This is a genomic window from Pseudomonas sp. CLCA07 (genome assembly GCF_053615335.1).
In genome coordinates this window covers 878,944-891,584 of sequence record NZ_CM132131.1, presented here as the reverse complement: position 1 = coordinate 891,584, position 12,641 = coordinate 878,944, and the positions used below count along the sequence as shown (strand labels likewise).

The window sequence follows — 12,641 nt, the reverse complement described above, 5'->3', positions numbered from 1 at the left end:
AATACGATGCCAAATCAGCGCACAGGTTCAACCCGGGCGACTATTAGCGCCCCTCCAACAACTCCGCCGCCTGATCCAGCAACACCAAAGGCTCCTTGGCCTTATGAATATCCACCGACAACAACTGCCGAAACTTGCGCGCCCCCGGGAACCCGGTGCCCAGTCCCAGTACATGCCGGGTGATATGGTGCATCGAACCACCCGCATCGATGTGCGCGGCGATATAAGGCCGCAACTGCGCCAGCGCCTCGGCCCGAGTGATCACCGGTGCCGTGCTGCCGAACAGCTGCTGATCCACCTCAGCCATCACATAAGGATTGTGATACGCCTCCCGCCCCAGCATTACACCGTCGAACGTCTGCAAATGCTCGTGACAAGCCTCAAGCGTCTTGATCCCGCCGTTGAGAATAATCTCCAGGTCCGGAAAATCCGTCTTCAACTGCGCCGCCACGTCATAGCGCAGGGGCGGAATGTCGCGGTTCTCCTTCGGCGACAACCCCTCCAGAATCGCAATCCGCGCATGCACCGTAAAACTCGTACACCCGGCATCCCGAACCGTACCGACGAAATCACACAACTGCTCGTAACTGTCCCGCCCATTAATCCCGATGCGGTGCTTCACCGTCACCGGAATCGACACCGCATCACGCATCGCCTTCACACAATCAGCCACCAACTGCGGATGCCCCATCAGGCACGCGCCGATCATATTGTTCTGCACCCGATCACTCGGACAGCCGACGTTTAGATTCACCTCGTCGTAGCCGTGTTCCTGGGCCATGCGGGCGCAGGCGGCGAGGTCCAGCGGAACACTGCCGCCGAGTTGCAGGGCGAGCGGGTGTTCGGCTTCGTTGTGACGGAGGAAACGGTCGTGATCGCCGTTTAGGAGCGCGCCGGTGGTGACCATTTCGGTGTAGAGGAGGGCGTTTTTCGACAATAAGCGTAGGAAAAAACGGCAATGTCTGTCAGTCCAATCCATCATCGGCGCGACGGAGAAGCGGCGGGAGAGCGGGGCGGGTATGGCGGTGATTGGGGGCATTGGGGGTCTGGAATCGGTGGGGCGAAAGACGGGAGTTTATCAGGAATGGACTTATGCGGCGCGGACGAGTCTTGCTGCGGTTGTTCAGGGCATATGAGAGAAGGGATGGGGGTGGTAGCAAAGCCAGCTATGAGTAAATAAATTTGTCCCCTTTGTTTTCGGCAATTGATGGGGATCGTTCCGCAAAATGCAGGGGGCTTTGGCTCGATCAGAGAGGCGGCGCAGATTTATGCGGCGAATGAGTTGGAGCCCATTCAAGCTCGAATGGAACAGCTCAACGAGTGGGTAGATGAAGAGGAGATTTCTTTTTTAAGTTACTCTATCGATTGTTAGAAGTTAGGCGAGTGTACTATGCTCGCCTATGAGTGTGGTTTGATTTCAATCTGCTATGGCGTATAGCTTGAAGTCGTCATTACGTCCTAGGTGTTGTTCAAAGTTGATGCTTGCGTATTTTACGTTTTCTCTAAATTTGCAAGGGGTGACCTCAATTAATTTTTCGTCACACCATTCGGCTGCCAAAAGATCAGTTTCAAATATGTTGAATTGAGATATGAAGTGCAAGTCCTCTAGTTTTATTTCGACGCGGCCTGTCAAATGTAGTGTTCCGAATGAGTTCGTGTGCTCAATGGCGTTTCCTTGTAGATCTTCATAGCTTATGTTTAAAGGAATAGACGGCTCTGTACAGCTCATGGTGCAAGTGGCCTCTCCACCGCCCTCTATCGCGTAGGTCGTTTTGTGGAGTTTGATCAATATGCATAGGGCTATTTGTTTAGCTTGTTGGTTTAGCTTGAGTTTGTCGAACTCAATATTGTTGAGTTTTAATGTTTCAAAAATCTGCTTCATCACTTCGGTTTGGGTATAGGCGGGTCTCACGATCATAAAAGAGAATAGCTTGTTCATGAGCTTTATAGCTTTTGTGGGGTAAATATCGCCAGTAAATGAGACAGTGTCGGTAGATTCATCTAGAGTGTATATTTTATTGAATAGTGCTCGTAGTTCTTTTCTGCTTTTCTTTAACTTTGATAGGTCTTTTTGAGGCAGGATTTTTATTTGGTTTAAGAGTAGTCTTTTGATCCAGCTTGGAAATGGGCCTGCAAGTTCAATTTTCTTCTGAGGTGTTAAATATTCAAATTGAAATCTGACTAATAAGTAAAACTGTTCTAAGGCATGGTTCGTTATGCCTTTTTCACGCTTGTCATTGTGTGCAACAAAATCCCCTAGTTCTCTGAAAATTTCATTGCTTCCTGCATGAGCCCTAAGGCTCATAAATAAATTGTCAATGCTCCGATCATCGAAGTTCCCCGACTCAATCTCTCGCACAGTTTTGCTTACTTTACTTTTTTCATTGCCTTGAATAGTCATGTAATTCCTTTCGGCACAAAGCACCAGCACGTAGATTTCAACGAAAATAAATCCGTCCCCTTTATTCCGTCCTTGTCTAGGCCTGAACGTTTTATTTTTAGAGAGGCTGATAGGTTAGTCAGTCCAAACGGACGGTGCTCTCACTGCACCACGTCTGGCCAAGCAACCTGCTGACAACGTCATAACGCGCAGTGCGCGAAGTCAGCCGATTGCTACAGCCATTACTGGATTGTAGGTAAGAAATGGGACGAAAAACCTTCCAGAGCATAGTTGGTCTTCTTCATGATCGTGTGATTCAAACGATCATCCGGATATAGATTACACGCCGGCTCCGTTGCTATTAACGATGGTTTCCAAAAGACAAATCCATCGGGAGAGCTGGAATCATAGTTGCAGCATATCAAGATGCCTTCACCCCAAAACGTCTGTTGAAGGCACTGCGAAAACGTCGGAGATTTCCCGCAACCTGCGTCGCCATTACCCACCTTGCACTCCCCCAGCCACCCATATAACCTTCCCTCGTCGCTGCAAAATCAGCGACAAGGGTGTGGAAGCCCTTCACAAGATCTAGGCGCACAAGCGCCACCAAAATTTCAGCGGGCGTTTTTTTCGTGTCTGCTGTTAAATTATGGCGGCTGTGCGCGGGGCACTTTCGGGTGCGCTGGGTTCCTAGATCCCCGGTCTTCCACACCTGCGTACAGCTGCCACCCATCATGTGGAAGTGATGCCGGCAGTTCCTTTATTTAATTCTAGGAACAAAACGAATGAAAAAGATCACTCCAAATCCCCCCGAAACGCCATTAGATCCGGACTCCATTGAGCTCTCCGAAGCGAGTGAAAGGGCTGTCAGCAAACGCCTTCGCAACCCAAACCATGCCGACCCCATCAGCCACGTGTTCACCATTCTCCCCAGCATCGACACCGAATCCCTCCTAAGCCATGCCTGTGAAACCCTCGCGTCGCTTAACGTCCTAACCACCGATCTTGCGTGCAAACTCGAAGGCTCAAATCGCAGCCTGGCCCTCTCAATCCAGCAACTGGCAGTCATCGGCGAGCTATTGATAAACCGAGCCCTGGACGATCTCGATCCGCCCGAGGGCGCCTCCGAAGTTCCATCCGCCAGCAACGCCTAAGCGGTCACGCTCGTTTATCCATTGGAGCTCCAAACCATGGCTCGATACATGCCAATCACTGGCATCGACTGCAGCATCCCGTCGCTGCTGATCGACACCGAAGCGCCCATCGACGTGTTGCACGACACTGCCGCGTACCGCATCCGCACGGTGACGCAATTGCTGGAAACCCTATCCCTCGGCGAGGGCCTCAGTCGCGACGCGTTGCTGCTGCAAGACTTCGCGCGGGTGCTGGCGATTCTGTTGCGTGATGGCTGTGATTTGATGGATGTAGTGGGGCGGCGATTGCAGGCGCAGGTTTAGGCGTCGCGGCTCTAAACAATAAAGGGCGATCCTGAGGGCGCGCCCTTTTTCCCACCCAGAAAACGCCCTAGCTGAACCAATGCTGTCGCCCCGCAAAGTTTCACGATGTCCCCCGAAATTGCAGCCTAGGATTACGACTCAAGCTCGTATCACCGCACTTCAATCCCACAGGGAACTGAAAAATGATCTCGAATCTCGTCAAAGTCGTACTAATCGGTGGTGCTTTGCTGTTAAGCGCCTGTTCGGGTGTGAGCACCCATAGCGATTATTCGGAAGCCACCCTGCCGTCTGCCGGCTTTGGCCCGGGGCCCACCAACAACCCCAATAAGATGAATTTCCATGGCAGTGCGCTCGGCAACAGCTTCGGCGAGTACAGTTCGGGTTTGTTGCACGACGATTAACGGCGGAAGTGTTTCCGCCGTTTTGGATTTTGCCTGATGTGCCGCGCGCTTTGGGGTGGCGACTGCTGCGCAGTCGGACGCAGGCTTCGCCAGCTACTACGGGGGATAATCTAGCGGCTATTTAGTCCCGGGCATTGCTATCCATCGGCTCAGCGAAAACGCAGGACCGTCCCCGAACGGATAATAAACACTAAATACTGTCCTGGGGTTTGAGTACCGTCTCAACCGCTGACCCCGTTGGCCATTTCCGGACTCAACGTCCCCAGCCACGCCACCAACCCGACAATCAACACCGCTGCCGCCAGTTCCACCAGCACACTGCGCCGCAACGCATTGGCTGCGACCTGATACTGCCCATCTCGTAGCGACCGTTCCAAAAATGGCCCGAGGTGAAATCTGTTCAACGCCGCGAGCACCAGCATTGCGGCGAACAGTGCGACTTTGATAAACAGCAAAATCCCATAGGTGCTGAGTAAAACGTCATCCAGTTTCGGGCCAACGATAAACAGATAGTTCACAACGCCCGTCACCGTAATGACCACGACGATCAACGCACCTGCGGTTTCAAACCGTGTCACCGCACGGGCCAGCAACCTGATGCGCACTTCGGTTTGCAGCGCATTGATCTTCGCCATCAACGCAAACGCCACCAGCGCACCCAGCCAGGCACCCGCCGCCAACAAATGCAGGATGTCGCTGGTGAAATGCCAGATGCGCCGACTGCCTTCATCCATCGCACCATGTCCGCTCCAGGCCAGGGAGGCGAGGGTAATGCCGCCGGCGATCGAGGCGACCAGCAAACTTACACCTGGAGTGTGAGGGTTGAGCATCATGGCTAAACCGCAAACCACCAGCGCAACGATGCGTACTATCCAGGCCAATCCGACATTCGTTTCAAGCATCATCATCTCGATGTGCGGGCGCAGTTCAGTGAGGTCCGACTCTCCGCTCATGGCGCTCGCCATCGTCACCATGCTGACGACGGACAGCAACACACCCAGCACCGCGGTCCCCGTCAACATCGACCGAAACGACAACACCGCCCCTGACAACCGTTCCCGTCCTTGAAGGCTGTAAAGCCCAAACAGCGCCAGTCCGAACAGCAGCATCAAATCCAGATACAACGCAAACCGCAGCGCAATGCCGACCGAGTCGCTCATCCATCACTTCACTTTAAACGTGACATTGCCGATGATCGGGTGGGTGTCCGAAGACACCGCGCGCCATTCCACTTGGTAGGTGCCAGTGGGCAATGGCGACAGTGGAGTGATGACCATGGTTTTCGGGTCGCTGCCGCCGGTGACTTTGGCTTTCATCGGCATCGGCGAGTGGGCCATGCCGGGCATTTCGGTCATCACCAGTTTTGCACCGGAAAACTGGGTCATGAGGTTTTCCGAGAAGTGCAGTTCGATAGTGTTGGGTGACGCGCCATCCGCGCCTTCTGTTGGGACGGAGGAGAGCAGTTTCGGGTGCGCTTGAGCGAGTGTGCTCATCAGCAATCCGGCGGCGATAGCGGTGATTTTGATGGTGTGCATGCAAGGCCTCGTTAAATTGTTGTTTTGGGTAAAAGGGTTTAAAACCACAGCCGAACCCCGAGGACGAGGCGCGTTTCACTGCGGTCCTCGCCTTCGTTGGTGGCGTAGTCGGCGGTTTTGCCGTAGGTGCGATACCAGGTCACGCCAACGTACGGCGCGAATTCCCGGCGGATTTCATAGCGCAGGCGTAGACCGGCTTCGGTGTTGGACAGGCCCGAGCCGATGCCCCGTTGCGGGTCGTTTTTTCCGTAGACGTTCAGCTCGGCGGTCGGCTGCAGGATGAGCCGGTTGGTCAGCAGGATGTCGTAGTCGCCTTCCAGTCTGGCGGCGGTTTGGCCAGCTTCGCCGATGAACGCAGTGGCCTCGGCTTCGAAGTTGTACAACGCCATACCTTGCACGCCGAAGGCTGCCCAGGTTTGCGGGGCGCCGGGTTTGAAGTCCTGGCGCACGCCGCTGACCACATCCCACCAAGGGGAAATCGCGTGGCCCCACAGCGCCTGGATTTCGGCGTCCTCGGTCTTGCCGTTGGTGCGTTCGCCTTCGGAGCGCAGCCACAGGCGATCGATGTCGCCGCCAATCCAGCCGGAGAGATCCCAGGCCAGGGTGCTGCCGTCGTCAGCGTCCTGCCATTCGAGTTTGTCGGCGAGGAAGTAATAGTTGAGCACGGAGTCATGCACCTTGTGCCCGCCGGGGCTGGCGAACACTGCGGCGCGATCGGCATCGGTCAGCACCGGGATCGGTGTGCGGCTTTCGGTCGGCGCGGCGGGCTGCATCTGGAAGTCGTCCATGCTTTGCATCTGGCTGTGGTCCATACCGGTCATTTGGCTGTGGTCCATGCCCTGCATGTCGTGGGTGGCGGCCATGGCCGAAGAGAGCGTCAGGCCCACCGTCATGAGCGCCAGGGAAATCGGGGTAAGTCTGGTCATGGGATAGCGCCTCATTCTTCCACGCGAACTTCACGGAACATGCCCATTTCCATGTGGTACAGCAGATGGCAGTGATAGGCCCAGCGGCCGAGCGCATCGGCGGTCACCCGGTAACTGCGCCGGGAGCCGGGTGGCATGTCTATCGTGTGTTTGCGCACCATGAACTGGCCGTTTTCGTCTTCGAGGTCGCTCCACATGCCGTGCAGGTGAATGGGGTGGGTCATCATCGTGTCGTTGACCAGCACCACGCGTACTCGCTCTCCGTACTTGAGGCGCAGCGGTTCGGCGTCGGAGAATTTCACGCCGTTGAACGACCAGGCGAATTTCTCCATGTGGCCGGTGAGGTGCAGTTCGATGGTGCGACCAGGCTCTCGGCCATCGGGGTCTTCGAAGGTGCTGCGCAGGTCGGAATAGGTTAGGACCCTGCGCCCGTTGTTGCGCAGGCCCAACCCCGGATCGTCGAGTTTTGGCGAGGTGGTCATGGCCTGCATGTCCACCAGCGGATTGTCTTTTTCCGTGTCCGGATGAGATTGCATGCCCGGCATGGCCATGCTGCTGTGATCCATGCCTGCCATATCGCCCATGCTGCCGTGGTCCATCCCGCCCATGCCCATGTCATCCATGGTCACCCGCGGGCGAGGGTCCAGCGCAGGGATCGGCGCGGATAAACCCGCCTTCGCGCTCAGCGTGCCGCGTGCATACCCGGTGCGATCCATCGATTGGGCGAAGAGGGTGTAGGCCTCTTGCGTCGGCTCGACGATCACATCGAACGTCTCCGCCACCGCGATCCGAAACTCGTCGACGCTCACCGGTTTGACGTGCAATCCATCTGCCGCCACCACGGTCATTTTCAGGCCGGGAATGCGCACGTCGAAATACGTCATGGCAGAGCCGTTGATGAAGCGCAGGCGCAGCTTCTCGCCGGGCCGGAACACACCGGTCCAGTTCATGTCCGGCGCCTGGCCGTTGATCAAAAAGGTGTAAGTGGCGCCGCTGACGTCGGCGAGATCGGTGGGGTTCATCCTCATCTCGGCCCACATCTTTCGATCCGCGACCGTTGGGCCCCAACCTTTTTCGCTGGCGTCGTGGATGAAATCACCCACGGTGGGTTTGTTGTAGTTGTAGTAGTCGGACTGTTTTTTCAGCGTCTTCATCAGGCTGACGGCGTCTTCGTCGGTCCAGTCGGTCAGCATCACCACGTAGTCGCGGTCGTACTGGAACGGCTCAGGCTCTTTGGCGTCGATCACCAGCGGGCCGTAAACGCCGGACTGTTCCTGAAGGCCCGAATGGCTGTGGTACCAGTAAGTACCGTTTTGCCGAACCTTGAATTGGTAGAGGTACATTCCCCCGGGTTCGATGCCGTGGAAGCTCAAGCCTGGCACGCCGTCCATGTTGGCCGGCAGCAAAATGCCGTGCCAGTGGATGGAGGTGTCGCCCTTGAGTTTGTTCCTCACCCGCAATGTGACGGTGTCGCCTTCACGCCAGCGCAGCAGCGGGCCGGGAATGCCGCCGTTGATGGTCATGGCGGAGCGTGGGTTGCCGGTGATGTTGACCGGGGTTTCGCCGATCAACAGGTCGAAATCGGTACCCGCCAGGACTTGAGGTTCGCCGGGGCTGGTGACCGCCCAGACCGGTGCGCGCCATAAGCCGAGGCCGCCGAGCAACCCGCCGGCGGCCAGGCCCTTCACGAAAGTGCGTCTTGAAGTGTTGGAATGCATGCCGTTGTTCCCGGTCCGTCAACGTGGAGTTGACGGCGAGACTAACGAAGGCTGCCTTTCAGAAGACTGAGGTGGGGATTACAGTTTTGACAGGTTCACGCGGTATTTACTTGCGGATGGTTGATTTGGCCGCCGACGCGACGGTTTCACTGCCGCAATTGATATAAGAAGAACTCTTCAACCAACGCTGATCCGGATAGTAAGAAAACAACAACTGCCCATCTTTCATCGAATCAATCAGCCGATGCGCAATTGCCGGCCTGACTGCCGGGCAACCGAGGCTTCTGCCGATCCGGCCATTCACGCGGGCCAGCATCGGGCTGACATAGGGCGCGCCGTGAATCACGATCGCCCGGTCAAACGCGTTGTCGTTGAACCCCGGTTCCAGGCCTTCCATGCGCAGCGAGTAGCCGTTTTGCCCGACATAACTTGACTGCGTGCGGTACAAGCCGAGGCTGGTGGCAAAGCTTTCGTTTTTATTGGAGAAATTAACGGCCATGTTCTCGCCGGTGTTGCGCCCGTGGGCCACCAGTTCATGGAACAGTAACTTGCGTTTTTTTAGATCGAACACCCACAACCGTTGTTGAGTCGAAGGCAGGGAATAGTCGATGACTGCAAGCCTTTGAACAGGGGCTGCGCCTTGAGCGATGCTGCATTTTGAAGCGCGGACCGCCAGGTCAATGACCTTGGCGTCGGCAGTGGGGGCTGCTTTGACGAGGGCGGCGGCAAGCGAATCGGCGTAAGCTGATGGTACGGACATTGCAGTCAGTATCAGGGCCGCGATTGGAAGGCCGAAACGTAGTAACGCCATATAGATGTCTCATTATGTTAAGTGCGAGTCTAGCAGTGCGTGGGAAGCTAGCTGGTGAATGCGGGAGATTAAGGATTATCTATGGTGCAATTAACAAGGTTATTCGTCATAAGCCGCATACTTTTTATGGGCTTTCTGATCAGCGGTGCAGCGGTTGCCGAAACTTCGCCGATTGAGCCGGCAACTGCGCCGAGCGCCGTTATGGACGCTGCACCGGACGACAACGTCGCTCAAACGATTCAGGCAACACTTGCGCCGATGAAAACCGCGTTTCCGCCATTGCTCACTTCAAAGCGCAATCGGCGGGTGGATGTCAGCCGTCTGGTCATGGATTTTTATACCCATCGCGCCTATCGCGCGGCGTGGTCGAATGACAGCGACGTCGCGCAGTTGATCAAAAGCTTGAACGACACGCAGGCCGACGGTTTGAACCCGGCGGATTTCCATATTGAAGAAATTGTCCGGACACAGCCTTCAGTACTCGCCTTGACCGCCACGACTGAGCAGCGGGCAGCCTTTGATATCGCAACCACCCACACCTTTATTACTGCGCTGCAGCAGTTGCGGCGCGGCAAGGTCGACCCTTCGCGGCTCGACAATCACTGGAATTTTGACTCGAACGGCGTCGATCCCCGTGACGACTTCAACGCCTTCTTCGCAGCACTCGACAATCACGACGTGGCGAGTGCTTTTGCACAGGCACCGCCGCAAGAAGCGGTGTACGGGAGTCTGCGTCAGGCATTGGCGCAACTGCGCGGTGTTCGGGACAGAGGCGGCTGGCCGAAAGTCGCTGTCGACCATTCGCTCAAACCCGGCATGGACGAACCCGCTGTCGCACAGCTGCGCGCGAGGATGGTCGCGGCAGGCTTTCTTGATCCGCGATTGGGCCGCGGCACGAAGTACGACGGTGCTGTCACCGCTGCGGTGAAGAAGTATCAGACCGAGCAATACCTTGGCGCGGATGGTGTGGCGGGGGCGACTACGCTGGCGGCGCTGAATGTGCCTGTTGAGGCGCGCATCGATCAGGTGCGGGTGAACATGGAGCGGGCGCGCTGGCTGCTTTATAAACTGCAGGGCACTTTCGTTATCGTCGATATCGCCGGCTACAAGGTGGCGATGTACCGCGATGGCCAACCGATCTGGCGATCCCGGGTGCAGGTGGGTAAAGCAGCTCGCAATACACCGATTTTTCAGGCGCAGATCACCTACATCACGTTTAACCCGACCTGGACTGTACCGCCGACGATCCTCAAGGAAGACGTGCTGCCAAAAGTTCAGGCGAATCCAGACTACCTGGCCAACAACCGCATACGAGTACTTGATCGAGAAGGCAATGTGCTCGATCCGTCATCCGTTGACTGGAGCAATCCGCGCGGGCTCACCCTGCGCCAGGATGCCGGCCCTGACAGCTCGTTGGGCCAGGTGGTGATCCGCTTCCCCAACGACTATGCGATTTACCTCCACGACACTCCGCACCGCGAGTTATTTGCCAAAACTGTGCGCGCGACCAGTTCGGGCTGCATCCGCGTAGAAAACCCGCTGCAATTGGTGGAACTGTTGTTCAACGACCCGGTTAAATGGAACAGCGCCGGCATTCAAAAACAATTGGCCAATGGCAAGACCCAGAACATCTCGCTTCCGGTGAAAGTGCCGGTGTTGTTGGCGTACTGGACGGTGGATCTGGAGAGTGGCGGGCGAGTGGCGTTCAAGCCAGATGTGTATGGCTACGATGCGCCGGTGTTGCGGGCGTTGAACCGGCCTTCGCCATTGCCTGTGCTGGATTTGCATGCGGCTTTGGGGTCGGGCGGGTAGTCAGGTTTTCAAGATAAAGTCATTTTTACTGACCCAGATCCGGGTCGGAATGGAGTTGCGGTCAACTTGCCCTTGCAGGGTATAGGCGAGATCGTCGTACCAGACCGGATCCTCCAGGTACCAGGAGTGGGAAATCATGCCGTCGATGATCTTGAATTTTCTTTTGGGGACCGCCTTGTAACGCGGTCCGCAATCAACATCGACGGCCTTTTCGTGCGCTGGCGTATCTATCGGCATGCCAACGCGTCCGACGCGCGATCTGATGTCTATGTTTTTGACATTTGAAACGGCCAGTGCTTCATCGTAACCACTGAAGTAGTTGGTCAGTCGGCCGCAGTGGTTGAAGATCGGAATCATGTCCGAGTTGTTGAGCTCAAAGCACTCGGAGGAGATATCTGCCGCAAACAACACCAGTTGACCGATGCGCCAGTCATTGGCCAGGTCCGCATTGCGAGTTTTATCGACCGCGCGTACCGCCTCACGCACCACGAAGGCACCCATGGAGTGCGCCATGATATGGATGTTTATGGGGCAGTCTTTTAGCGTGTAGTTGGCAAACGGGATGATGCCGCCAGTTACTAACAGCGTGGCGGCTTCCTGCGCTTCGGAGCGGTCATACAGATACAGTTCAGCGCTGCCTGCACTTGGCCAATCGAAGCCGATCACCATGCAGTTGTATTTGCGTTTTTTCAGTTCGCTCTCGACCAGTCGCTGGCGCTTGAGTGCTTCTTTTGAATCGGTGTTGTAGCCATGAACGAAAAAAACAATATCCAGTTCTTTTCCGGGTTTGGTGCCTGGAGGGTTCGCTTGTAGGACGATCAGGTCCAGCCACTGTTTGACGGTACTTACCTGATCTGAAGGGGTGGGGTCGGCGGCGCCACTGGACACTTTCAAATATGAAACGGCGCCGGTGCGATTACCAAACCTGTTCTGCCCAGAAACCTTGGCGCGTGTGCCCAAAACAAAACTGTCCATGCATGTTGTCCTGTGCTGTTGGTCGAACACAGTCGAGGGTCGAATAGAAGGTTAGTCCCAAAGCTCCAAACCTTCCTGCACGACCGAAAGCAGATTGTTCTCCGTCAGCGCAACCGCATCCAGTTGTTGTCCTGGCTGTTCAATGACCTGTAACCACCAATGCGTTTCGCCATGCTCACCGACGGTACGCAGCAAAGCGAGCTCTTTGCCTTTGGAATGAATCTCTACGCGGCCCTCGCCATCTTCGGTGAAACGCGCGACGGGGTCGAAAGTCAGGGTATGGTCATTACCTTCGATCACCAGTTGGTCAATGGCATAGTTGAACGTTTCCCCCTCCGGATCGCGCTCGAAAACGTGTGTGGGGTTGTGCCGCAATACCAGGCCGACCTCCGTCAGCGGCAGCAGCCAGTGCTCGATCTGGCGATACAGTTCGTAAACCTGGTTCGGCCAGCTATCGATCGCCTGATCGGCGTGGGTAGCCCCAGTGTGTTTCAACTTCGTGGCGAGCTCGTCTGCCTTACTCATGTCGATTCCTTATCATGATGTAAGAGTAATCGTAGCTCCTTCAGCGTTATCGGGTTTTGTCTTGGGTCATATCCACAGGTCAATTCATTCCGGTGTCCAAG

General features: G+C 55.9%; 13 protein-coding genes and 1 pseudogene. 5 read left to right on the top strand and 9 right to left on the bottom strand.

What is annotated here, in order from left to right; translation table 11 throughout:
• Nucleotides 1–43: 43 nt before the first annotated feature.
• Complete coding sequence (gene dusA, locus ACWGZX_RS04175; protein ID WP_452627399.1) at nucleotides 44–1,039, bottom strand: tRNA dihydrouridine(20/20a) synthase DusA; 996 nt, start codon at nucleotides 1,037–1,039, stop codon at nucleotides 44–46.
• A 162-nt stretch (nucleotides 1,040–1,201) separates the two neighbouring features.
• Here dusA and ACWGZX_RS04170 point away from each other — a divergent pair.
• A pseudogene (locus ACWGZX_RS04170) lies at nucleotides 1,202–1,372 on the top strand (phage portal protein); the annotation flags it as partial.
• 45 nt (nucleotides 1,373–1,417) lie between these two features.
• Here ACWGZX_RS04170 and ACWGZX_RS04165 read toward each other — a convergent pair.
• Nucleotides 1,418–2,401, bottom strand: a complete 984-nt coding sequence (locus ACWGZX_RS04165) for a hypothetical protein (protein WP_452627398.1) — start codon at nucleotides 2,399–2,401, stop codon at nucleotides 1,418–1,420.
• Between the two features lie 764 nt (nucleotides 2,402–3,165).
• Between ACWGZX_RS04165 and ACWGZX_RS04160 the strand changes: the two genes are divergently transcribed.
• The 3 genes from ACWGZX_RS04160 (at nucleotide 3,166) to ACWGZX_RS04150 (ending at nucleotide 4,238) form a co-directional block, all read left to right on the top strand.
• Nucleotides 3,166–3,534: a DUF6124 family protein gene (locus ACWGZX_RS04160; RefSeq protein ID WP_452627397.1), complete on the top strand. Its 369-nt coding sequence runs from the start codon at nucleotides 3,166–3,168 to the stop codon at nucleotides 3,532–3,534.
• A 36-nt stretch (nucleotides 3,535–3,570) separates the two neighbouring features.
• Nucleotides 3,571–3,837: a hypothetical protein gene (locus ACWGZX_RS04155; protein WP_452627396.1), complete on the top strand. Its 267-nt coding sequence runs from the start codon at nucleotides 3,571–3,573 to the stop codon at nucleotides 3,835–3,837.
• A gap of 182 nt (nucleotides 3,838–4,019) precedes the next feature.
• Nucleotides 4,020–4,238: a hypothetical protein gene (locus tag ACWGZX_RS04150; protein WP_452627395.1), complete on the top strand. Its 219-nt coding sequence runs from the start codon at nucleotides 4,020–4,022 to the stop codon at nucleotides 4,236–4,238.
• Between the two features lie 221 nt (nucleotides 4,239–4,459).
• Here the strand turns inward: ACWGZX_RS04150 and copD are convergent, their stop codons facing one another.
• From copD to ACWGZX_RS04125, 5 genes are all read right to left on the bottom strand, one after another.
• Nucleotides 4,460–5,398, bottom strand: a complete 939-nt coding sequence (copD, locus tag ACWGZX_RS04145) for a copper homeostasis membrane protein CopD (RefSeq protein ID WP_452627394.1) — start codon at nucleotides 5,396–5,398, stop codon at nucleotides 4,460–4,462.
• A gap of 3 nt (nucleotides 5,399–5,401) precedes the next feature.
• On the bottom strand, nucleotides 5,402–5,773 hold the full coding sequence (gene copC, locus ACWGZX_RS04140) for a copper homeostasis periplasmic binding protein CopC (protein ID WP_452627393.1): 372 nt from the start codon (nucleotides 5,771–5,773) through the stop codon (nucleotides 5,402–5,404).
• 38 nt (nucleotides 5,774–5,811) lie between these two features.
• Nucleotides 5,812–6,699 (bottom strand): copper resistance protein B, encoded by an 888-nt coding sequence (locus ACWGZX_RS04135; RefSeq protein WP_452627392.1) that lies wholly within the window; start codon nucleotides 6,697–6,699, stop codon nucleotides 5,812–5,814.
• Between the two features lie 11 nt (nucleotides 6,700–6,710).
• Nucleotides 6,711–8,417: a copper resistance system multicopper oxidase gene (locus tag ACWGZX_RS04130; protein WP_452627391.1), complete on the bottom strand. Its 1,707-nt coding sequence runs from the start codon at nucleotides 8,415–8,417 to the stop codon at nucleotides 6,711–6,713.
• Between the two features lie 106 nt (nucleotides 8,418–8,523).
• Nucleotides 8,524–9,228 (bottom strand): murein L,D-transpeptidase catalytic domain family protein, encoded by a 705-nt coding sequence (locus tag ACWGZX_RS04125; RefSeq protein WP_223521148.1) that lies wholly within the window; start codon nucleotides 9,226–9,228, stop codon nucleotides 8,524–8,526.
• Nucleotides 9,229–9,309: 81 nt separating this feature from the next.
• Between ACWGZX_RS04125 and ACWGZX_RS04120 the strand changes: the two genes are divergently transcribed.
• Complete coding sequence (locus ACWGZX_RS04120) at nucleotides 9,310–11,040, top strand: L,D-transpeptidase family protein (RefSeq protein ID WP_452627390.1); 1,731 nt, start codon at nucleotides 9,310–9,312, stop codon at nucleotides 11,038–11,040.
• Here the strand turns inward: ACWGZX_RS04120 and ACWGZX_RS04115 are convergent, their stop codons facing one another.
• The gene (locus ACWGZX_RS04115; protein WP_452627389.1) at nucleotides 11,041–12,015 is read right to left on the bottom strand and encodes an alpha/beta hydrolase; all 975 of its coding nucleotides are present in this window, start codon (nucleotides 12,013–12,015) and stop codon (nucleotides 11,041–11,043) included.
• Between the two features lie 51 nt (nucleotides 12,016–12,066).
• Entirely contained in the window at nucleotides 12,067–12,540 is a 474-nt protein-coding gene (locus ACWGZX_RS04110) for a hypothetical protein (RefSeq protein WP_452627388.1), read from the bottom strand.
• Nucleotides 12,541–12,641 lie beyond the last annotated feature (101 nt).

What these genes read in the sequence shown, in the direction of transcription:
- dusA (WP_452627399.1), bottom strand. Translation starts at nt 1,039, where the DNA reads ATGCCCCCAATCACCGCCATACCCGCCCCGCTCTCCCGCCGCTTCTCC.
- ACWGZX_RS04165 (WP_452627398.1), bottom strand. Translation starts at nt 2,401, where the DNA reads ATGACTATTCAAGGCAATGAAAAAAGTAAAGTAAGCAAAACTGTGCGA.
- ACWGZX_RS04160 (WP_452627397.1), top strand. Translation starts at nt 3,166, where the DNA reads ATGAAAAAGATCACTCCAAATCCCCCCGAAACGCCATTAGATCCGGAC.
- ACWGZX_RS04155 (WP_452627396.1), top strand. Translation starts at nt 3,571, where the DNA reads ATGGCTCGATACATGCCAATCACTGGCATCGACTGCAGCATCCCGTCG.
- ACWGZX_RS04150 (WP_452627395.1), top strand. Translation starts at nt 4,020, where the DNA reads ATGATCTCGAATCTCGTCAAAGTCGTACTAATCGGTGGTGCTTTGCTG.
- copD (WP_452627394.1), bottom strand. Translation starts at nt 5,398, where the DNA reads ATGAGCGACTCGGTCGGCATTGCGCTGCGGTTTGCGTTGTATCTGGAT.
- copC (WP_452627393.1), bottom strand. Translation starts at nt 5,773, where the DNA reads ATGCACACCATCAAAATCACCGCTATCGCCGCCGGATTGCTGATGAGC.
- ACWGZX_RS04135 (WP_452627392.1), bottom strand. Translation starts at nt 6,699, where the DNA reads ATGACCAGACTTACCCCGATTTCCCTGGCGCTCATGACGGTGGGCCTG.
- ACWGZX_RS04130 (WP_452627391.1), bottom strand. Translation starts at nt 8,417, where the DNA reads ATGCATTCCAACACTTCAAGACGCACTTTCGTGAAGGGCCTGGCCGCC.
- ACWGZX_RS04125 (WP_223521148.1), bottom strand. Translation starts at nt 9,228, where the DNA reads ATGGCGTTACTACGTTTCGGCCTTCCAATCGCGGCCCTGATACTGACT.
- ACWGZX_RS04120 (WP_452627390.1), top strand. Translation starts at nt 9,310, where the DNA reads ATGGTGCAATTAACAAGGTTATTCGTCATAAGCCGCATACTTTTTATG.
- ACWGZX_RS04115 (WP_452627389.1), bottom strand. Translation starts at nt 12,015, where the DNA reads ATGGACAGTTTTGTTTTGGGCACACGCGCCAAGGTTTCTGGGCAGAAC.
- ACWGZX_RS04110 (WP_452627388.1), bottom strand. Translation starts at nt 12,540, where the DNA reads ATGAGTAAGGCAGACGAGCTCGCCACGAAGTTGAAACACACTGGGGCT.